Annotated in this window: 17 protein-coding genes and 2 pseudogenes; 13 read left to right on the forward strand and 6 right to left on the reverse strand. The window is 42.1% G+C overall.

What is annotated here, in order from left to right:
* Window positions 1-26: 26 nt before the first annotated feature.
* The 5 genes from fruA to ABLA85_RS06680 all read right to left on the reverse strand — a co-directional run bounded on the left by fruA (window position 27) and on the right by ABLA85_RS06680 (window position 6,532).
* Window positions 27-1,712 (reverse strand): PTS fructose transporter subunit IIBC, encoded by a 1,686-nt coding sequence (gene fruA / locus ABLA85_RS06660; protein ID WP_367962460.1) that lies wholly within the window; start codon window positions 1,710-1,712, stop codon window positions 27-29.
* Window positions 1,709-2,686, reverse strand: a complete 978-nt coding sequence (fruK, locus tag ABLA85_RS06665; RefSeq protein WP_367962462.1) for a 1-phosphofructokinase — start codon at window positions 2,684-2,686, stop codon at window positions 1,709-1,711. The genes fruA and fruK overlap by 4 nt, the downstream gene beginning before the upstream one ends.
* The gene (gene fruB / locus ABLA85_RS06670; RefSeq protein ID WP_367962464.1) at window positions 2,683-3,828 is read right to left on the reverse strand and encodes a fused PTS fructose transporter subunit IIA/HPr protein; all 1,146 of its coding nucleotides are present in this window, start codon (window positions 3,826-3,828) and stop codon (window positions 2,683-2,685) included. Before fruB ends, fruK begins: the two co-directional genes overlap by 4 nt.
* 842 nt (window positions 3,829-4,670) lie before the next feature.
* Window positions 4,671-5,420 (reverse strand): FCD domain-containing protein, encoded by a 750-nt coding sequence (locus ABLA85_RS06675; RefSeq protein ID WP_367962466.1) that lies wholly within the window; start codon window positions 5,418-5,420, stop codon window positions 4,671-4,673.
* 119 nt (window positions 5,421-5,539) lie between these two features.
* Complete coding sequence (locus ABLA85_RS06680) at window positions 5,540-6,532, reverse strand: TRAP transporter substrate-binding protein (protein WP_367962468.1); 993 nt, start codon at window positions 6,530-6,532, stop codon at window positions 5,540-5,542.
* Window positions 6,533-6,800: 268 nt separating this feature from the next.
* On the opposite strand from ABLA85_RS06680, the gene ABLA85_RS06685 reads away from it, so the two are divergent.
* From ABLA85_RS06685 to ABLA85_RS06720, 8 genes and pseudogenes are all read left to right on the forward strand, one after another.
* Window positions 6,801-7,319 carry a TRAP transporter small permease gene (locus tag ABLA85_RS06685; RefSeq protein ID WP_367962470.1) on the forward strand — a complete coding sequence of 173 codons (519 nt, stop codon included), beginning with the start codon at window positions 6,801-6,803 and terminating at the stop codon, window positions 7,317-7,319.
* Window positions 7,320-7,341: 22 nt separating this feature from the next.
* Window positions 7,342-8,640, forward strand: coding sequence for a TRAP transporter large permease (locus tag ABLA85_RS06690; protein ID WP_367962472.1), 1,299 nt, complete (start codon window positions 7,342-7,344; stop codon window positions 8,638-8,640).
* Between the two features lie 15 nt (window positions 8,641-8,655).
* Window positions 8,656-9,837, forward strand: a pseudogene (uxuA, locus tag ABLA85_RS06695) (mannonate dehydratase); the annotation flags it as partial.
* A complete protein-coding gene (locus ABLA85_RS06700; RefSeq protein WP_367962620.1) occupies window positions 9,829-11,304 on the forward strand; it encodes a fructuronate reductase in 1,476 nt (491 codons plus the stop codon). The pseudogene uxuA and the gene ABLA85_RS06700, both read left to right, overlap by 9 nt.
* Before the next feature lie 17 nt (window positions 11,305-11,321).
* The gene (gene uxaC / locus ABLA85_RS06705) at window positions 11,322-12,761 is read left to right on the forward strand and encodes a glucuronate isomerase (RefSeq protein WP_367962475.1); all 1,440 of its coding nucleotides are present in this window, start codon (window positions 11,322-11,324) and stop codon (window positions 12,759-12,761) included.
* A 3-nt stretch (window positions 12,762-12,764) separates the two neighbouring features.
* Window positions 12,765-13,700 carry a sugar kinase gene (locus ABLA85_RS06710; protein WP_367962477.1) on the forward strand — a complete coding sequence of 312 codons (936 nt, stop codon included), beginning with the start codon at window positions 12,765-12,767 and terminating at the stop codon, window positions 13,698-13,700.
* A gap of 138 nt (window positions 13,701-13,838) precedes the next feature.
* On the forward strand, window positions 13,839-14,174 hold the full coding sequence (locus ABLA85_RS06715) for a DUF1778 domain-containing protein (RefSeq protein WP_367962479.1): 336 nt from the start codon (window positions 13,839-13,841) through the stop codon (window positions 14,172-14,174).
* The gene (locus ABLA85_RS06720; RefSeq protein WP_367962481.1) at window positions 14,158-14,670 is read left to right on the forward strand and encodes a GNAT family N-acetyltransferase; all 513 of its coding nucleotides are present in this window, start codon (window positions 14,158-14,160) and stop codon (window positions 14,668-14,670) included. Before ABLA85_RS06715 ends, ABLA85_RS06720 begins: the two co-directional genes overlap by 17 nt.
* 303 nt (window positions 14,671-14,973) lie before the next feature.
* On the opposite strand, the pseudogene ABLA85_RS06725 reads toward ABLA85_RS06720, so the two are convergent.
* Window positions 14,974-15,656, reverse strand: a pseudogene (locus ABLA85_RS06725) (IS30 family transposase); the annotation flags it as partial.
* Window positions 15,657-15,661: 5 nt separating this feature from the next.
* Here ABLA85_RS06725 and ABLA85_RS06730 point away from each other — a divergent pair.
* From ABLA85_RS06730 to ABLA85_RS06750, 5 genes are read left to right on the forward strand one after another with little or no spacing between them, the layout of a single operon-like run.
* On the forward strand, window positions 15,662-16,807 hold the full coding sequence (locus ABLA85_RS06730; protein WP_367962483.1) for an MFS transporter: 1,146 nt from the start codon (window positions 15,662-15,664) through the stop codon (window positions 16,805-16,807).
* Complete coding sequence (locus tag ABLA85_RS06735) at window positions 16,794-18,332, forward strand: FAD-dependent oxidoreductase (protein ID WP_367962485.1); 1,539 nt, start codon at window positions 16,794-16,796, stop codon at window positions 18,330-18,332. Before ABLA85_RS06730 ends, ABLA85_RS06735 begins: the two co-directional genes overlap by 14 nt.
* A 10-nt stretch (window positions 18,333-18,342) precedes the next feature.
* A complete protein-coding gene (locus ABLA85_RS06740) occupies window positions 18,343-18,888 on the forward strand; it encodes a carboxymuconolactone decarboxylase family protein (RefSeq protein ID WP_367962486.1) in 546 nt (181 codons plus the stop codon).
* Window positions 18,889-18,899: 11 nt separating this feature from the next.
* Window positions 18,900-19,874, forward strand: coding sequence for an aldo/keto reductase (locus ABLA85_RS06745; protein ID WP_367962487.1), 975 nt, complete (start codon window positions 18,900-18,902; stop codon window positions 19,872-19,874).
* A 15-nt stretch (window positions 19,875-19,889) separates the two neighbouring features.
* Window positions 19,890-20,843 carry an SDR family NAD(P)-dependent oxidoreductase gene (locus tag ABLA85_RS06750; RefSeq protein ID WP_367962488.1) on the forward strand — a complete coding sequence of 318 codons (954 nt, stop codon included), beginning with the start codon at window positions 19,890-19,892 and terminating at the stop codon, window positions 20,841-20,843.
* Window positions 20,844-22,057 lie beyond the last annotated feature (1,214 nt).

Consider the following 22,057-nt stretch of genomic DNA (forward strand, 5'->3'; position numbering starts at 1 on the left):
AAAAGATATGCTACGAGTAATGATGGTTATACCCCAATCTCCTTTCTCTTTACCACCCCATAAACGCCACCCGCTAGTATTGCACCAACCAAAATAGCGCCTAAATACGTCAATACAGGCGTAATCGCTCCCGGAATTAATAATACAAACAACCCACCATGTGGTGCCATGAGTTGCACACCAAAGTACATCGAAAGCGCCCCCGTCACTGCACCACCTAGAATACAACTTGGCAGTACTCTAACTGGATCTTTCGCCGCAAAGGGGATCGCCCCTTCGGTAATAAAACACAGCCCCAATACCAGTGCCGCTTTTCCACCTTCGCGCTCACTTTGCTCAAACTTATTCCGTGCAATCATGGTTGCCAGCCACATTGCTAATGGTGGAACCATCCCCGCGGCCATAATTGCCGCCATTGGTCCATAGGTCTGTGCACTTAACAACCCGACACCAAACGCATAGGCCGCTTTGTTAACCGGACCGCCCATATCCGTACACATCATGCCGCCAAGAATCATGCCAAGGATCACCGCGTTGGTGGTTCCCATTGATTTCAGCCAGTGGGTCAGCCATTCCATAATTGTGGCTACGGGTTTACCCACGATATAAATCATGGTTAATCCGGTGACTAACGCCGCAACTAATGGGATGATTAAAATCGGTTTTAACGCCTCCATGCTTTGCGGTAGATGCAGTTTGGTTGTCAGGAGTTTGGCAACGTAGCCCGCAAGGAAGCCCGCGATAATACCACCGAGAAATCCCGCGCCAGTGCTGACAGCAAGCATACCACCAATAAGTCCGGGCGCTAATCCGGTGCGTCCTGTGATGGAATAGGCGATATAACCTGCAAGTATGGGCACCATTAAAGCAAGTGCGGAGCCGCCACCGATTTGCATGAGTGCTGATGCTAATGTGCCGGGTTCTTTGAAGGCCTCAATGCCGAATACAAATGACAGTGCAATGCACAATCCGCCTGCGACAACCATCGGCAGCATGTAGGATACGCCGGTCATCAAGTGTTGATAGATACTGAGGCTTTCCTGTTTTTTATTGGTGGACGGATTGAAAGCGTTGGCGGTGGAAGTACTGCCTGTGGCTGTGTAAATCTCGGCTTCAGTCAATGCGTTATCCAGTTCTTGAGCGGTTCTTTTCAAGGCTGCGCCGGTGGAGGTACGATAGAGGCGTTTGCCAGAGAATGGCGAGAGATCTATATCAATATCTGCCGCTACAATCACCAAATCCGCTGCTGCAATTTCTATGTCGGTAATCACGTTGTTGGTTCCCACGGAACCACGGGTTTCTACTTTGATCTGCCAGCCACGGTTTTGGGCTTCGGTCTCCAGCGCTTTGGCTGCCATAAATGTATGGGCAACACCTGTCGGACAGGCGGTGATGGCGATGATATTGATGGGGTTTTGTTGATCCGTGCTGACGATATTTTGCTGTTGGTAAATATTGGCTTTTGTTTTGGCATGATGGATAAATGCTTCCGGTTCACGGATCGCTTGTTCAGCAGGGCCTGTGAAGGCTTTTTTGCCTTGCAGGTTAAGTGAGGTTGGTGCAGATTCACCGATAATGATCACCAGCTCGGCATTGTCCACATCGGTAACAAGAGAAAGTTCATGCCTGACGGCTGTATTTTCCAATATATGTTTAGCGAGGTAAGCGCGCGCCTGTCCTTGTTTATCGTTGCTGATAATGAGTGTTTTCATGATGTTCTCTTCTTATTGTTGTTTTTCGATGGATAAGGGGGGAACGCAGTCAGTTCGACTTTTGTCATGAATCGGGCGAGTTGTTGCCGGTCGATGTTCCCAATGTTGTTTTGGCTGACAGTCATGGCGGAGATGGCGGTAGCAAGGCGTAATGTGTGCTCACTGTCTTGCCCCATCATCATGCCGTAAATCAGTCCGCCGACCATTGCATCACCAGCGCCAACAGTGCTGACGATTTCGCAACGCGGTGGTTTAGCGAGCCAGATTCCCGCTGAATTGACCAAAACCGCGCCTTCTTCGCCCAATGAAACGACAACATGCGAGATCTCCGTAGCACGCAGTTGATGGGCGGCAGTGATGATATCTTCGAATGTTGGTAAAGGCCGCCCCGCCCAGATTTCCAGTTCGCGGCGGTTGGGTTTGACCATCCACGGTAGAGCCTTGAGCCCGGCAGTCAGGGCTTCTCGACTGCTATCAAATACCACGCACATACAGGTTTCGCGTAGGCGTTGCATCCATTCAGTGAAGTCATCCAGTTCTACACCCGTTGGCAGGCTGCCGCTTACGCACACCATATTGAATTCACTTAGCCACTGGATGGAATCTTTGGCGAAACGTTGCCACTCTTCTTTGCTGACGCTGGATCCTGAAAAGTTGAAATCAGTAACCAAGCCATTCTGTTCAGTCAGTTTGACGTTGGTGCGTGTTCGTCCTTCTACAACCTGAAATCGATTGACGATACCTAGTTCTGCAAAGTGTTTTTGAAAGGTACTTTGGTTTTCTTTGCCCAGAAAACCACCTACGGTGACGTCGATACCGAGTGTTTTTAGGATCTTGCCGACATTGATGCCTTTGCCTGCCGGATATAATCCCGCGGTCTGGATAAGATTGACTTCGCCGGTTTTGATGTTTTCAACCCGTCCAATCAGATCATAAGCAGGGTTCAGAGTGATCGTCGCGACTTTTTTGTTCATGCCATTTCCTCTCCCATGTTTTTGTTAATAAGGGATTCAATGGCGAGCAGGGCCTCTTTGGCATCGGAGCCGACCGCGGTAAAACGAATCCGTTCGCCTTGTTTAACGCCTAAGCCTGCAACTTGCATCAGCTTACTCCCATCGACGGGAATGTTGTTTCCATCAAGATAGGTGATGGTGATTTGGCTATGGAATTGTTTGATGGTGTTAACCAGAAGTGCACTGGGGCGGGTATGCAGGCCATGTTTATTAGGTAGGATAAAATCTGCGGTCAGTGCGTTTTTTTGAGGCAGTATCGTTTCTTGTGCTACATCCATTGTCAGTAGTTCTACGATGGCTGTGCTATTTTTGGCACGCAACAGGGACTCACCTTTACCTTGTTGCAGCAGGGTGTTGAGATTATCTAGAAAACCGTGCAGTTGATCGTCTGCGCAAGCGATGGTTAATAACAATCCAACGGGTTGTTTATCAACAGTAAAAGGAGTTTTGGGACGGGAGATAGCAATTGCATTGTGCAAATTGCCCTGCGAACTGTCACTGAGCCAGATACCTTGGCCAAGGTGTATTGGTGGCTTGGTAAAGACATCGGCCATAAATTTTGCATTCACGGCATTGGCTTGTTGTAGCCGAGAGATGTTTATTGCCTGTAAGGTTGTCAGGTCATGTGCGTCAATATCCAATGTGAGCGTGGAGTTATCCAGCACATAGGCGGATTTGGTGTTCATTAATAAATGATAGAGTTCATTTACATCGGTAGTTTTTGCCATCCGACTGGCGCGGTTTTCATCACGAATGATCGGGATCAACTGATGCAGCAGATTAAGGTGTTCGTCGGATTTTGCCGCAATGCCGATAACAAGGTAGACGGTTTGGTTATCGCCCCAGTCGATCCCGTTCGGAAATTGCATCACTTGTACGCCGGTTTTCAGTACGTTGTTGCGGGTTGTATGGGTGCCATGTGGGATGGCAATACCATTACCCAGATAGGTTGAAGAGTGTGTTTCACGTTCCAGCATGCCTTCGACGTATTCTTTACTGGCATATCCCGCCGCGGTGAGTGCTGTGGCGACTTGGCGAATAGCACTTTCTTTATCGGTAGCAGATGCTGCCAGATGGATATCTTGTAACAATAGATGAAACATCGATGATTATCTTCCTATAATTAATTGAAACGATTCAGCTTTTTAAGTAAAAAAATAACATCAAATGAATTTATGTTATTTTTATTATTTAATGAGCCAATTAATTGGGTTTTTTAATATTAAATCTTTACCGAAATAATTTAATCTTGGTAATAAAGCGAACTAATATGATTTTTATTACCAGATTGTTTTATAGCCATTAATTATTTTTTTTGATGAGGATAAATAATGTCAATTATCTGTATTATTGGGAATGTATCGCCAAAGAGTTAGAATGTAAAGTGAGGTCTTGGGTTATTTTATTAAATGGTGATGGCGATCTTGGTTATTTAAATTTCAATGCAATTTATTAATAATAAAAATAATGTTAACCGAAGGAGCATTTCAATTAAAGGAGATGGGTAAGTTTTTAATTCCATATAAGCTATTTAGAATAATAGAACTTTGGTTAAATAACGTTTATAAGTATATAAGATAATATTTTAAAATATTTGTTTTATTTTGTGGGAGAATAACTAACTATTTCTTTAATATAAAAATATCTGGATAATGAAAGGAATGCATTCCTATCCCAACCGTTATAGACTTAGCTGATGGTATTAAAGCAATGGAAATGGCACCTTCTACTGCGGGCAGGCTTCTTTCTGGACAGACTTCCGTCACTCCAGAAATAGCATTCAGGGATTAGAACCAGATTTAGGCTGTTACTTTTCATGCCCCAGATAAGCAGCCAGAATTCAGCCTTAAAAGTGGTTTCAAAACGGTCAGTTTTTAAAAAAGCGGCAAAGCTGGCTCAGATCTTCCGGGGTCTTGAGATTTTCAGCCAGCTCAGCGTTAAAAACTCACTTCCCAATCCCCACCGGATACGACTCAAACAAATACCCATCAAAATTAGGATCATCCACATCGGATAATTCAAGCAAACTTTGTTTCACATTTTCTAAATGTTGCCACATCGTTTGCTTCGCTGCCGCGGGATCTTTTTTGATCATAGCCGCCAAAATTGCCTGATGATCACTCAACCACGCTTTACGATAGTCAGTATTGGTAATTCGGCTATGTAATTTCATCCACATAGGGTTATTCTCACGCCATTCCCAAGATTGCTTAAGTAATTCAACCAGCATACTGTTATGCGTTGCCTGCGCGATGGCTAAATGAAATTCCCTATCACCGGATTCACTTGCTCCCGACACCAGATCTTTTTTCTCTTTTTCTAGCGCGTTGCGCATATTGGCAATATCGACCGGGGTCACCTGAAGCGCTGCAAACTCAGCGATATTACTTTCCAATAATTGTCGCGCTTGTAATAACTCAAAAGGCCCGGCGGCAGTGATAGTCGTATCGCTTGAATGAGAGCATGGCAATTGGATGAGATAAATACCTGAGCTTTTGCGTACTTCAATGAGGTTTTCCAATTCCAGTACAATTAACGCTTCACGAATAAGGGTACGAGAAACGCCGAACTTTTCTGCAATTTCTCGTTCTGTAGGTAGACGATCACCGGGAGAATAATCCATATCTATAATCATCTGACGTAATGATTGGGCTACTTCATGATAGGGACGCTTGGGGTCTGCAAAGTTCATCATTAATGCCGCCGTAAGGTAATATACTTAAGTAGAACGACTAAAAATGATGTTATTCTAAGACATCAATGCCAGAAATATAACCACCTATTCTTGTTGCAACAGAGGGGCTTGAGAGAAAATTATTCTATTTTACGCACTCTATTTACCATTTCGAATAATTCCGGTTGAGTTTTAGCAATATCGTCATACATAGGATTAACCGCGTTTTGAAAGAGGGTCTTATCCACGACAATAAACTCAACACCTTGTTTTTCTGCTTTTGCGCGTTGTTCCTGTTCTGATTTTTCCCAAAGTTGAATCATGTATTTTGAAGAATTCAGAGCTGCTTTTTTCACAATCTCTTGCTGTTCAGTGGTTAATTTATTCAATGAGTTGTTTGATATTAACAGGACATCAGGGATCATCGTATGTTCATCCAGGGAAAAGAATTTTGTCACTTCACTATGGCGGCTTAACGTGAAAGAAGTTATGTTGTTCTCAGCCGCATCCACAACCCCTTGTTGCAATGCGGTATAGAGTTCACCATAAGCTAATGGTGTTGGACTCGCTTTTAGCTTTTTCACCATTGTAATGGCCGTCGGGCTGGGTTGTACGCGAATTTTCAAGCCTTTTAGATCTTCAGGCGCTCTAATCGGTTTTTTTGCATAAAAACTGCGTGCACCTGCATCATAGTAAGTGAGGCCAATAAACCCAATATCTTGACTTGAATCGAGGATTTCTTTACCGATATCACTATTGATGACGTGTTGATAGTGCGCTTTATCGCGGAATAAATAGGGCAGGTTAAAAATGGAATAAGCCGGAGAAAAGGCTTCTAATTCTGCCGCATTGGATTTAGCAATATCTAAAGCGCCGTTTTGCATCAATTCAATGGATTCACGTTGGTTGCCCAATTGAGAATCAGAATAGATGCGAATACGGACTTCCCCGTTGGTTTTTTCTTTCACTTCATTAGCGAACTCGGTCATGGCTTTATGGACTGCATGGTCTCGATTCTGGTTATGGCTAAGTTTCAGTGTCGTCACGGCGAAAGCCTGAGATACGTTCAGCATAAGCATTACACCAGTCGCCATACTGACTATACCTAAAACCTGTCGTTTGTTGTTCTGCATGATTGGTTCTCCAGAGATAAAGATAGGTTTTTGTTATTTTCTTATTTGGGTAAATAATAATCAGATTTTCACTTGTCAGACAAAGATCAAAATCAAAATTGGTATCCCAATATCACAAAAATAGATATTATTGGTTTACCTTTTTTGTTTTGTGATCTATTACTCTCTTTTTCAGATACTTATTTCAATGTCTTTAGTGCGATCAGTATAGATTATAATCTCTATGTGGTCTTTTAGTTGGTAAACCAAAATGACAGGAATGGGGTAAATGAAAAACTTTGTAGAGATGACCAATAAAAGCTTGGCGTTTTTTACCATCTGCCTGCTGGCCTTTCTGGTTTTATGTGTGTCATGGCAGGTAATTTCACGTTATGTCTTAGATGCACCGAGCACCGAGACAGATGAATTAGCACGTTATCTGTTTATGTGGGTCGCAATGATTGGCGCTGCATATACCACCGGGCAACATCGTCATCTTGCTATCGAGCTACTGATGATGAAATTAACAGGAATAAAGAAAAGTATTATTGGCCTGATTATTCAGGCAGCAATTATTTCATTTTCTTCCATTGTGCTGCTTTATGGTGGCAGTCTGCTTGTTTTATCGACACTGGAAAATGGTCAAATCACACCTGTATTAGGCTGGAAGATGGGATACATCTATTTATGTTTGCCTGTTAGCGGAATATTGATGATTTTCTATGCGCTTGTTGATGTGATCTCAATTGTTCAGCATTTTTCTGGTCAACCACCCGTTATGTCTGAGAATCATTCACTTGAAAGATGAAGGGTAGATAAGAGGTTAGAGTATGGATTGGTCTGTCATTGCCGCACTCTTTGGCACATTTGCACTATTACTGGCATTGAGTGTCCCCGTTTCTTTTGCAATCGGCTTATCTTCGTTAGTCGCTATTACGATGACATTGCCGCTGGAATCTGCGATCACGGTTGTCGCACAGCGTATGGCTGCGGGAGTCGATAACTTCTCTTTATTGGCGATCCCATTCTTTATCCTTGCTGGAAATATGATGAATCAAGGCGGGATAGCTGCACGTTTGATCAATCTGGCTAAAGTGATTGGCGGCCGTTTGCCGGGATCATTAATGCACGTCAATATCATGGCGAACATGTTGTTCGGGGCAATTTCAGGCTCGGCCGTAGCATCCGCTGCTGCGGTCGGGGGAACAATGGCGCCGATGCAAAGAAAAGAAGGCTACGATCCTGAGTTGTCTGCTGCTGTAAATATCGCTTCTTGTCCTTCTGGTTTGCTGATCCCGCCTAGCAATACCTTGATTGTGTACTCGCTGGTTTCGGGGGGAACATCTATTGCTGCCTTGTTCCTGGCAGGTTATATCCCCGGCATTATTATGGGGATTTCACTCATGGCCGTGTCTGCCATTATTGCCAAGAGGAAGCGCTATCCTGTTTCACCCCGGCCAACCTGGAGAGAATTTTTTGCTACAGCGTGGCAAGCAATACCGTCATTAATGCTCATTGTGGTGATTATGGGCGGGATTATTGCCGGGATCTTCACGGCGACAGAGGCATCAGCTATTGCCGTTCTCTACAGTTTTATTCTCGCAGTGGTTATCTATCGTGAAGTGAGTTTCAAACAACTGCCCAAAATTATTCTCGATTCTGCCGTTACCACATCGATTGTTTTACTGCTGATTGGCGTATCAATGGGCATGTCCTGGGCGATGGCCAATGCTGATCTGCCGTATCTGATTGCGGATGCGTTGATGATGGTTTCTGATAATCCGCTGACCATTCTGCTAGTCATCAATATCATCCTGCTAATTGTGGGGACCTTTATGGATATGACACCTGCCATTTTGATCTTCACACCGATTTTCTTGCCCGTTGCGATGAATATGGGGATCGACCCTGTTCATTTTGGCATCATTATGACGTTTAATCTGGCCATTGGAATTTGTACTCCGCCCGTAGGCAGTGCCTTATTTGTGGGTTGCTCTGTGGGGGATGTGAGCATTGATAAGGTACTGAAGCCACTGCTCCCGATGTATGTTGCGCTGATCTCGGCGCTGGCGCTGGTGACATATCTGCCGCAATTGAGTTTATGGTTACCTGAATTAGTCTTGAATTAGTTATAGGGGGGAATGATGAAACAAACCTGGCGTTGGTATGGGCCTGAAGATCCTGTTTCATTAGCGGATATCCGTCAGGCGGGAGCAACAGGGATTGTGACGGCATTACACCATATTCCTAATGGTGAAGTCTGGCCTATCGAGGAGATAAAACAGCGTAAGGCACTGATTGAAGTCAGTCAACTTGAGTGGACAGTTGTAGAAAGTGTTCCCATTCATGAAGATATCAAGACGCATACCGGGGAGTACGATCGATGGATCGAAAATTATCAACAAACCTTGCGTAACCTCGCTGCTTGCGGGGTCAAAACAGTATGCTACAACTTTATGCCTGTTCTGGATTGGACACGTACTGATCTTGAATATGAATTACCTGATGGCTCAAAAGCGTTGCGCTTTGATCAAATCGAATTTGCTGTTTTTGATATCCATATTTTGCAACGTCATGGCGCAGAAAAGGCGTATTCCGATGATGAAATTGTGCAAGCACAATCACGCTTCACTTCAATGACGGAAGAAGAAAAACAAAAACTGACAAATACGATCATCGCTGGTCTGCCCGGTGCAGAGGAAGGTTATACCTTAGAACAATTTCGCCAACACCTAAAACGTTATACAGGAATTGATAAGGCCAAATTGCGTGAGCATTTTGCTTATTTCCTGCAAAAGATCATTCCGGTTGCGGAAGAAATCGGCATCAAAATGGCCGTTCATCCTGATGATCCCCCTCGTGAGATCTTAGGCCTGCCACGCATTATTTCTACAATAGAGGATATGCGTTGGATAGCCGAAACGATAGACAGTAATGCCAATGGTTATACGATGTGCACCGGATCTTACGGCGTGCGCGCGGATAATGATTTGGTGAAGATGATCAAATCATTTGCTTCCCGTATCTATTTCCTCCACTTGCGTTCAACGGTACGTGAAGAAAACCCATCCACGTTCCACGAAGCGGCACATCTTGCTGGTGATGTAGATATGTATGAAGTGATCAAAGCGGTTGCGGAGGAAGAGCATCGCAGGTTGGCAGTGGGTGAAAATCACCTTATTCCAATGCGGCCTGATCATGGTCATCAGATACTTGATGATTTGAAAAAGAAAATTAACCCCGGCTATTCCGCAATCGGCCGTCTGAAAGGGCTGGCTGAAATTCGTGGCCTTGAGTTGGGTATCCATCGTGCCATTATGGAAAAAAATCTTGTCACTGCGATAACCTCAGTCCCATGCCCTCACTGGACAACCGAACGCCTGACTTCCCGTATTGTGCATTTAGGCTGCGGTGCATTCCATCGTGCGCATCAGGCGCTTTATACCCATCACGTATTAGAACAAACAGACAGTGATTGGGGATATTGTGAAGTTAATTTGACGCTAAACGGTGCTTCGTTGATCGAAAATCTTAAAAAACAATCCATGCGCTATACCGTCTCAGAGAAAGAGCAGGGAAAAACCACATTAAAAATTATTGGCTCAATGAAAGAAGGGATGCACCCATTAATTGATGGTGCTCAGGCAATTATCGAAAAAATGGCGAACCCTGATGTCGCAATCATTTCTTTAACAATCACTGAAAAAGGCTATTGTACCGATGCCACAACAGGGCGTTTAGATCCAAATAATGAGCTGATTATTAAAGATATTGCTAATCCTGCTGTGCCGAGATCAGCCATAGGATATATCACGGCGGCCTTAAAATTGCGTTTTGAACGAAGCCTGCCTGCGGTGACGATTTTGTCGTGTGATAACGTCCGGGAAAATGGGCATGTTGCCCGTGAGGCCGTGTTAGGTCTGGCACGTTTGCAGGACGAAAAATTGGCACAGTGGATAGAAAAGCAAGTGACATTTCCCTGCACGATGGTGGATCGCATTGTGCCGGCTGCTACACCAGAAACGTTAACCGAAATTGCCCAACAGCTAGGTATTGAAGATCCGTGTGCTATTGCCTGCGAACCTTTCCGTCAATGGGTCATTGAAGATAACTTCGTGAATGGGCGTCCAGATTGGGATCTGGCTGGTGCACAATTCGTGGATAATGTGGCGCCATTTGAAATGATGAAATTGCGCATGTTAAATGGCGCTCATTCATTTTTGGCCTATCTGGGTTATTTGGGCGGTTATACGCATATTTCCGATACCATGAAAAATGCTGATTATCGTCGGGCAGTGTATGCACTGATGCTAAACGAACAAGCGCCAACACTGTCGATGCCAGAAGATAGCGACTTAATGGCTTATGCGGATAAATTGATCGAACGGTTCACTAATCCTGCGTTAAAACACCAGACAGGGCAAATTGCGACGGATGGCAGCCAGAAATTGCCACAGCGCATGATTGATTCCATTGAATGGCACCTTTTGAGGGGAAGTGATTATCGCTGTTTAGCGCTCGGTGTAGCAGGTTGGATGCGTTATATCAGCGGTGTGGATGAGCAAGGTCAGCCCATTGATGTGCGTGATCCATTAAAAGAGACCTTTGCGGCGATTTTTGCCAAATACGATTATTCTGTTGCTGTGGCGGAAGATGTGGTGAAAGAGCTACTGGCGATTGAATCGATCTTCGGTAAAAAGTTGGTCAAAAACCGTGAATTTGTCAATAAAGTAACCAAAGCTTACCAGAACTTACTGAATGTTGGTGCCCGCCAGGCGGTTGCAGCCCTTTGACCATAGAGGAAAACATCATGAAAACCTTTATGTGTGAAGACTTCCTGTTAAATAATGACGTTGCCCGCAGCCTTTATCATGATTACGCTGCGTTGATGCCTATCTATGATTATCACTGTCATCTCAATCCAAAAGAGATTGCGCAAAACCGCAGCTTCCACAATCTTGGTCAAATCTGGCTGGAGGGCGATCATTATAAATGGCGTGCGATGCGTGCGGCAGGAATTGAAGAAGTGCTTATTACCGGTACGGAAAGCAGTGACTACGAAAAATACCTCGCATGGGCGAACACGGTTCCCCTGACGATCGGCAATCCACTTTATCACTGGACACATCTGGAGTTGCGATGTCCATTTGGCATTAACGGAAAATTATTTGGGCCTGATACCGCAGAGGCTATCTGGCATGAGGCGAACGAGAAACTTTCTCAAGGTGAATTTTCAGCCCGCGGCATTATGCAGCAAATGCAGGTACGAATGGCAGGAACAACGGATGATCCCATTGATTCTCTCGAATATCATCAACAGATCGCCAAAGATAAAGACTTTACCATCAAAATATTACCAAGCTGGCGCCCGGATAAAGTCTTTAAAATTGAGTTGCCAGATTTTTGTGATTATCTCGAACGGTTAGAAGAAGCCGCAGATGTCGCTATCGGGCGTTTTGCTGATTTATTGCAGGCATTAGAGCGTCGCCTCGAACACTTTCAGGATCACGGTTGTGTAGCTTCGGATCATGGGATTGAACAATTGCGTTATGCACCGATACCTGACGAAAAAGTGTTAGATATTATTTTGCAAAAGCGCAGACAAGAGCAATTACTCAGTGAATTAGAAATAGCACAATTCACAACAGCAGTGTTGGTTTGGCTAGGTAAGCAATACGCAAAACGCAGTTGGGTGATGCAAATGCATATTGGCGCCTTGCGTAATAACAACACACGTATGTTTAATCGGTTAGGGCCAGACAGCGGCTTTGATTCTATCGGGGATAATCCTATCGCTTACCCATTATCTCGCTTGCTGGATGAGATGGATAAAACAGATGAATTACCGAAGACCATCCTTTATTGCTTAAACCCTCGCGATAATGAAGTGATCGCAACTATGACAGGCAACTTTCAGGGCGGAAGCCTTGCGCAAGGTGGGAAAAATCCTGGAGGTAAAATCCAATTTGGATCGGGCTGGTGGTTTAACGATCAAAAAGACGGTATGCAGCGTCAATTAGAGCAACTCTCCCAATTAGGCTTATTAAGCCAGTTTGTCGGTATGCTGACAGATTCACGCAGTTTCTTATCCTATACCCGCCATGAATATTTTCGTCGCATTCTCTGTAATATGTTGGGGAACTGGGTCGAAAATGGTGAAATTCCCCATGATGAAAAAATGTTGGGACAGATAGTTCAGGATATCTGCTTTAATAATGCGGAACGTTATTTTCAGGCTGTGAAGGATTAAAAGATGCAGAGGCAGAAAATTGCTCTGATTGGCGAATGTATGATTGAGCTAAATGGCATCCCATTTGGTGCTATGACACAAAGCTATGGCGGTGATGTACTGAATAGTGCGGTTTATCTGGCTCGTGCTGGCGGCAAGAAGTTTGATGTCCATTTCGTCACGGCGATGGGTACTGATCCCTTGAGCGAAGGCATGATCTCATCTTGGCAGCAAGAGGGAATTAATACATCGTTAGTGTTGCGTGATAATGCACATCAGCCCGGTTTATACCTGATCCAGCTTGATGAAAAAGGTGAGCGCACGTTTCTTTACTGGCGTAATAACTCGGCGGCGCGTTATCTCTTGCAGCATCCTGATTATCCCAGATTGCGTCAGCAATTACAGAGCATGGATGTGCTCTACCTCAGTGGGATCAGCCTGGCTATTTTGCCCGAACATGATCGCCAATTGCTGCTCATTGATTTGAAAAAGTTATCTTCTGAAGGAAAAGTGATTTTCTTTGACAGTAACTATCGTCCGGCCTTATGGGGAAATAAAACACAAGCTCGTGAGTGTTATCAGCAAATATATGCCATCACTGATGTTGCCTTAGTCACTGACGATGATGAAGTGAGTCTATGGGGCGATACGTCGACTGAGGAAAGTTTTAATCGCCTGAAAAGCATGGGGGTTAAACAAGCCATTATCAAAGCGGGTGAACAGGGTTGTTTTTATCGTGACTTAAGTGGCTGCAATGCTATACAACATATTAAGACTCAACCTGTTACACCTGTTGTTGATACCACATCGGCAGGTGATGCGTTTAATGCGGGTTTTATCGCGGGGCTATTAAATGGGAAATCGATTCATGATTCAGCATTAATGGGGCATCAGCTCGCAGGGGTTGTGATCCGGCATAAAGGCGCGATTGTACCGCAGACAGTGACACAAGGGAGTTGATCCGAGATAAGGCGTGGAAGAAGGTGGGTCAATTGGTGAGGGAGGCGGTGGAGTTGGTGGGCTTGCCGTGATGAGATCATGAGTTTTTGTATGCCATAATGACATACAATTTGGTGGAGATTGATTTTGTGTGCCATAATGGCACCATCTATGATTTATCTATATCCAAAAGGTAAGATTATGTCCATCTACTCAGAACGCAAAGAAACCCGTTTAGTTGCGCGAACATCTTTAGAAATACAAGAGTTTATACAAAGAGCAGCCGATTATTCTGGCGCAACGCTTTCTCAATTCCTTATTGAAGCGGCAATGGATAGAGCCAAAAATGTTATTGAGCGTGCTGAAACATTACAACTCTCGATGGCTGGTGCAGATGCACTATTTGCGGCGTTAGAAAATCCGCCAAAAGCAAATGAGAAATTAATGAAAGCAGCAAAAAATTACAAGGATGTTGTGAATGTCCATGATAATTGAAGAAATAACTCAACAACATAATCGTAAGGTATTTGATTGTGGTGTTTATGAGTTAAATAAATTTTTACAACAACAAGCCCGACAGAAAACTATCAAGCATATCTCAAAAATGTATGTTGCCTGTCGGGCTTCAGAGCCAACAACTATTTTAGGGTATTACACACTTACAGGTTATTCTGTGTTAATTCCCCCCGTTCATAAAGATTATAAAAAGTATCCACATCCTCTCAATACAATAAAACTAGCTCGTCTCGCTGTAAATCGTTTATATCAGGGACAAGGATTAGGCGAGAAATTACTAATTGATGCTATCCGTCGGACAGTATTAGTTTCACAACAAATCTCAGTTATTGGGTTATTTGTTGATCCAACAAATCCAAGCATTATTCCATTTTATCAGCAGTATGGTTTCTTACGGGCTGAACCAGAAGATAATTCAAATCTCGAAATGTGGTTACCTACTAAGACTTGTATGGAAGTTGTAGGTGTTTTGTAGTGATCTCGTTCAGGCCTCATGTATGGTTTTTAGGTTTTTCAGTGATTATTAATTATTCATAAATGAGGTCTTTTCTATATTAGAAAAAGAGGATCTTGCTAAAGATTTTACTTATATTCAATACCTAATTTCTTCAGATTTTGATAAATTTGATTAAGTGTAATTTTTATGAAATTATCATTGGCTATGAGTTTAAAGCCTATCGATTAAGTGTCTTTAATTTCTTGGATTTCTGAATGCATTTCTGGATAGTTCTCATCTCTATGCCTAATATCTTGCATTCACATAATAATTGCAACACCATTATAAACGAAGTAAACGAGTGGGTATTCCTTTGAATAACTTATCCGGTGTTTTGTAATCCCGTGTCTTCCGTGGGCGTTTATTTAATCGATTTGCGACGAGATTTATCTCCCGCTCTGATACCTGATTAAAATCGGTCCCTTTTGGGAAGTAGTCTCTGATTAATCCATTGATGTTCTCATTGATTCCTCTTTCCCAAGGTGAATAAGGGTGGGTAAAATAAATCTTTATCTCTAAATTTTTACTGATAAGTTTGTGTTCGGCAAATTCCAATCCATTATCAAAGGTGATGGTTTTAACATTTTGTTTTATATCTAATAAATTCCTTGTTGTCGCTTTTGCAACACCTTCCGCTGTTTTATTTTCAAGTTTAATTATGACAGTAAATAGCGATTTTCGTTCAACTCATGTTAATAATGAACTTTTATGATCTTTTCCAACGATAGTACCCCCTTCCCAATCACCAATACGCTGCTTTTTATCAACAATTTTTGGGCGATGATCAATACTGATCCTATTTTTGATTTTTCCTCTGCGCTCATAACTTCCATCGCGTTTACGATACGGTTTTTAGCCATCCTGAGATGCTGCCATAAATCACCACCATTAATTTTATCCTTATAAATCAATATGGACACGGTTTCATGATGCAAGGATATTATCTTCTCCCTTTTAAGATGGTTTGGTTTTGCTATTCCGTGCTATCAGTGGCATCGCCGCAGCTGCGGTTACAACTTCCGCAACATCTCTTCTTGTTTCACATCTGGAGGAGGTGAAAAGACCTCGTGCTTTTTCTATATTTGGGATTTTCCTGGGTATTGGAATGATCAGTGGGCCTCTTATTGCTTCAGCGTTAAATTATGTAGAGCATGGTTGGAGCATATTCAGCATCAGCATGGCTTTTTTACTAATTGTATTGTTTATTTCATTGAATTACATTGAGGATGTCACTGTTCATTCAAAGCATAGTTTTGATTGGATTGGCGGTATATTGCTAACCTTATTTCTTCTTACTACGGTTACGTTAATATCATTCCTCCCAGTTTGGTCATTAGAAGATAGTTGTACTGAAATTTTACTGCTCACATCCGTTTTATTGGGTTACTTATTTATTAAAATTGAGAAAAAATCTAAAAATCCTATGATCGATCTAAGTATATTCAGAAATAGAATTTTTTCTGCAATGAGCATTTCATCTCTACTACTAGGATTTGGTTATATTAGCATTATGTTTTATTTTCCTTATTTTTTAAAGGAAGCGACTGAGTTCTCAAGTTTGCAAATTGGCTCAATAATGACAATTGCTACACTGCCTTCATTGGTTTTCCCACCCATGATTGCCAAATTTAGAAATCGACTTAACGATATTTTTTTGTTGAAGGTAACATTGTTGATACTTGTTATATCACCTTTATATCTATTCAAGATCATAGGGACGGATAATTTGTATCATTATGAACTTGCAATGTTTATACTTGGTAGTTCATTTGGAATTTCACTTTCTTATATTGACGGATTAGCGGTAAGTTCTGTTCCGAATCATCAAACGGGACTGGCAGCGGGTATATTTAACACGTTCAGAATCGGAGGAGAGTCAATTTTTATTCCTTTGATATTCTCAGTTGTTACACTATTTAGTGTCAACTTGCGTGGGAATTTTGAGCCTGTATCCATTATTGGGGGACAAGTAATTAACAAAGATCATAATAATATTATAGCCTCTACATCACTACTGCTTATAGCCATTTCTGTCATCTGCTTCATCTTTTCAATAGTGGTTTTAAATCTTTTTCGAGCTAATAAAAAGCGGAGCCAATTGCATGATATATGCTGAAAATGAAAATAATGTTTTAATTGTTGGGGGAGGACCTGTAGGGATGCTCACTGCATTGGAGCTATCTTTGTTTGGTATTAAGGCGGGAATAATATCTAAACATGAACGATTCTCACCGCATTCAAAAGCAACTATCATCTGGCCACGGGTTCTTGAACTTTTATCACGTACAGGAGTATCAAGCGGAATTATCCAGGCGGGACACTATTTTGATCAAATGAATTATTATTCAAATAAAAAAATGATTGGAAATATTTGTTTTGATAGATTGAAATATACAAACTATCGTTATGGAATTACCATTCCACAATGGAAAACCGAAAAAATTTTGGAAGATCGCCTCAATGATAAAGGTATTTTCATTGAATATGGATGTGAATTTATTGATGGCCATAATGATTCTGATTTAGTAAATGTAACCTTGCGTGATGCAGCTGGAAAAATTAGCCATGAACCTTTTTCCTGGGTAGTAGGGGCCGATGGTTACTCCAGCAAGGTCAGAGAGTGCTTTGGTTTCACTTTTGATGGTTTCCAGATGGAAACAAGACTTGCTATCACTGATGCTGAGTTGGTTAGCGAATCTACAAGTCGTGAAGTCGGTTACTACTTGCACAGAAACGGTAATATGGTATTGGCTCCTATCGGTGATGGATTATTTCGTGTAGGGGCAAGTGTCCCAACAGATTACAAAGGGGAAATAAACCGAGAGTTTTTTGAATCTATTCTCCATGATCGTGTTCCTGGTAAGAAGACTCTGGGACATATGAATTTTTGTGGAATATTTAATGCTCATGTTCGTTCAGCTTCATCTTACAGAAATGGAAATGTTTTTCTTGTAGGTGATGCGGCCCATGCCATGAGTCCTTCTGGTGCTCAAGGTATGAATAGTGGGTTTCAGGATGCAGTTAATTTAGGGTGGAAGCTTGCTGGTGTTATTCGAGGTGAGTATCAATCATCTTTTCTTGATTCTTACTCTGAAGAGAGAGTTAATGGAATCAATCGCACATCTAAGCTCTCTACATTTCTGGCGAATGTCAGTCTGTATAAGAACAGGCAGGCTATATTTGCTCGTGATTTTGCATTTAGATTAGCATCGAAAACTGGATTAGTAGATAAATTGTTGTCTCCTAGAATTGCACAAATTGATATACCGCATGGGGAGCTTTCTGAGGGAAAAAATCTTCTTGAATCAGGAAGACGTATTCCTCTGGAGTGGAGTAAAAGTTTTTTGGCACCTTATCTTAGCCTGACAAAATATACCGTCTTATTCTGGCCTGGTAATCATTACATTTATTCCGACTGGACGAATTATTTTGATCTTGCATTAAAATCGGTGAGTGGGGCAAGTTTAGTTAATCTAAGCGGAAAAGTGCTGGGGCTGCTCAAAAATCTCCTTCCCAGTAGGTCTGTTTGTATCATTGTAAGGCCAGACGGATTTATTAGCGATTTAATAGATATTAACGAAAATACTTCTAAAGAGGTTTTCGGAATTCTTAATAGTAAAATTAACCAACAACCTGCATGAGGAGAAATACATGGGTAATTCATTGGTACAATTGACCGACGTTAAGGATTTTACTCAGGAGCAACTGAGTATTTACGAGAAATTTCCTTCAAATCTGACGCGTAGCCTGCTTCTTACAAAGTGCTCAGCAGGTCCTCACTTAGCTTTAGGTGGTGCGCTTACTAAAGGCTACCTCAATGACTATGAACGTGAAATCATCGTTATGCGTGTAGCTAAATTAGTAAACAGTGAGTTTGAGCGTCTTATCCATTATCCATTAGCTATCAAAGCTGGCTTATCTGAAAAAGAAATTAACGACATAGAGAATGGTAACTATGACGCTATGGAGCCTCGTAGAAAAGCAATGGTTCGATATATCACCGAATGTATTAATGATGGCAAAGCCTCTCCATCAGCATTCCGTCATCTAAACGAATTTTACACTCAAGGTGAAATTGCTGATGCGACACATTTGGCTGGGCATTGCTGGATGACCGCAATGTACCTTTCGAGCCTTGATATTCCGCTGGATGAGCAGGAAACATCATGGTCACGACTTACCGAACTTAATAACTAAGGAGGCGACCCTTGCTGTATTCTCACCTTGGTAAATCTGGACTTGTTGTATCCCGACTAGCTCTTGGATGTATGTCTTTTGGAGAACCATCCAAGGGAACCCATCCCTGGACTCTGGACTTTGCAAGCAGTGAAAAAATTATCATTAAGTCATTAGAGTTAGGAATCAATTTTTTTGACACTGCAAATATTTATTCCCTTGGGTCTAGTGAAGAAATCCTGGGTGAGTGTCTGAAAAAGCATGCCAAACGTGATGATGTTGTGATCGCGACGAAGGTTTATGAAAAAATGACCGACACTCCTCAATCAGGAGGATTGTCACGTAAAGAAATATTTTTCCAAGTTGATAGAAGTCTCAAGCGACTACAAACGGATTATATTGATTTATATATTATTCATCGCTGGGATCCGAATACACCAATCGAAGAAACCATGTCTGCTTTAAATGACTTAGTGCGTTTAGGTAAGGTTCGATACATAGGAGCCTCTTCAATGAGAACCTGGCAATTCATTCAAGCACAAACTGTTGCTCGAGTTAATGGCTGGACACCGTTTATCAGTATGCAAAATCATTACAATCTCATAAATAGAGAAGAAGAACGGGAAATGCTTCCGTACTGCCACTATGAAGGGGTTGGGGTAACACCATGGAGCCCATTGGCACGTGGGAAGCTTGCTAAAAGTGGCGAGACCGTCCGCACTAAATCTGACAAAGTACAGTCGTGGCTTTATGAATCAGCCAAAGCTAGTGATGCTAAGATTATCTCTGTGCTTAATAAAATTGCGAAGGATAGGGAATGCAAGCCAGCACATGTTGCTCTTGCTTGGCTATTATCTAAGCCTGCAATTATATCTCCTATAATTGGAGTGACGTCAGTTGAGCAACTCACCGATAACGTCCGAAGCGTGGAAATGACCCTAGATGATAAGGAGATATCTGCTTTGGAAGAGTTTTACTTACCTCATTTCACAGCAGAATTATCGTAAGTTCAAGAGGATATTATGACAGCACAAAAGCCGATTAAATCAGGATTCAACGCATCATCAACTGCTACCGATGTCCTTGAGGGGTTGGAGCTAAAAGGTAAAACTGCCTTCATAACTGGGGGGCACTCAGGAATAGGCTTTGAGGCAACAAAAGCACTTTCAGCCGCGGGTGTACACGTCGTAGTCGGTGCAAGAGATGTTGAGTTAGCTGCTCGTAGTCTGAGTGAACTGATTAACATCACTATTCTCCCACTAGACCTTTCAGACATCTCATCAGTAAAAAAGTTGGCTTCGATTGTTACTGCAAATCGATACCAATTTGATTATGTTTTATGCAATGCAGGCATTATGGCATGCCCGAAACGCAGGGTTGGTTCTGGGTGGGAGTCCCAGTTTGCAACTAACCATGTGGGTCATTATGTTCTCGTGAATTTAATCTGGCATAATATTCGTTCTGGTGGAAGAGTTGTATGTGTTTCATCAGCTGGTCATCACAACTCGCCGATTCGTTGGAATGATATTCAGTTCACAACAGGATATGATAAATGGCTTGCTTATGGCCAGTCTAAAACTGCTAATATTCTGTTTGCTCTCCAGCTTGATAGTTATGGAAAAAGTCGTGATATCCGGGCATTCTCTTTGCATCCTGGAAAAATTTTCACTCCACTTCAGCGCCATCTGACAAATGAAGAGATGGTAGGAGAAGGGTGGGTGGATGAAGCTGGAAATCCTATTGATCCGACCTTCAAATCAACAGCTCAGGGGGCAGCTACAGAAATATGGGCAGCTACCAGCCCTATGCTTAACGGACTTGGTGGATTGTACTGTGAAGATTGTGATGTTACTGCTCTAGCGGCAGAATATTCGGAACCATTCGTTGGAGTTTGCGAATATGCAGTCGATCCACAAGAAGCTTTAAGGCTGTGGAAATTCACTGCTAATCTAACAGGGATTAACTCATTCATCTGATAGGTGATTACATCTATTGTAAGGCCAGTAAACTTAACCTTATATATTGATTATCACTTTTATAGTGTGATAATTCCCTGACTGATCATTAGGGATGCTGTTGTGAGTTTATTATTGATCTGAACTTTAGCCTGTCATTCAATAGAGTTCGTAATTCAGAGTAAACCACAACAGCATATTTTTTTATCGGTAATCGACCAACCGATTAGTCTCCACACACCCAATCCATTAAGGGTTTGTCAAGTACGCCCTATTTTGGGGCATGTATTCAATTTATTGTGATTAATATGTCTCTTTCTATAAAAGTCCTAATGACTTTGTTATGTATATATGGGCGCTCTTTATTTGATGTGGCACTCTAATTTTGCTTACCCCCATAGAGGTGATATTCTTACTTCAACGATTAAACAGATGACATAATGAAAAGAACTTTCATCCCCGAATTAAAATTGGAATCTGCCAAGTTAGTGCTTGACCAGAATTATAGTGAGTGATGGCTTAAATATAATTCGGGTTAATTAGGATATTTATCTTAAGTTGGCGAATCAGAATATAAATTACAGTCCTAGATTAGCCAAATCACAGTACGATAATAATTTCGATTAATTAGGTAAATCCAAGTTGGACAACATATAAAAATACTTTTAATTTTATAACGTTAATCATAAAAATATTCAAATTAACTATATGAAAGTACGCTTTTGGTCGTTTTATTTTGATTAAAATTAGTTATTGATACATTTAGAGCAATCAGTTAATTTCAATTTTCTTAATCACCATCTCCGATGGTCATCAATGCTTCCATAGTCTGAGAGGAAGCGCTTTCGAGCGACTAGAAAAACTCCTGTAGCCTGAAAGGGAGAGCAAGAATTGCGGTACATCTGCACATCTTTGGAAGCAGATATCGCCAGTATGAACATCCTAGCGAGTTCGGCGATGAAGGTCTTTTAACTGGATTGAGTACCAAGGATACTTAGGCGCTTTAGGTTATGATTTCCATTGCCTTTCGTAGCTGGCTTCAGGGTGGGGAAGATCCACTCTTATTTTATATTTGACTTCAAGTGGGCTGAAACACGCGCTCGCTTACTTTTCACATTAGCGTTAGGTGATAGCCTTTCGCATAGTGGGATTGAGCTACGTCTTGATCTCATTTCACTTCAATGAGCAGGATTGCTTTCACGCATCCAGTTCATTTCTAGCTGTGTCTGCTTGAA

Source organism: Xenorhabdus sp. SGI246, from assembly GCF_040838225.1.
Lineage (GTDB): Bacteria > Pseudomonadota > Gammaproteobacteria > Enterobacterales > Enterobacteriaceae > Xenorhabdus > Xenorhabdus indica.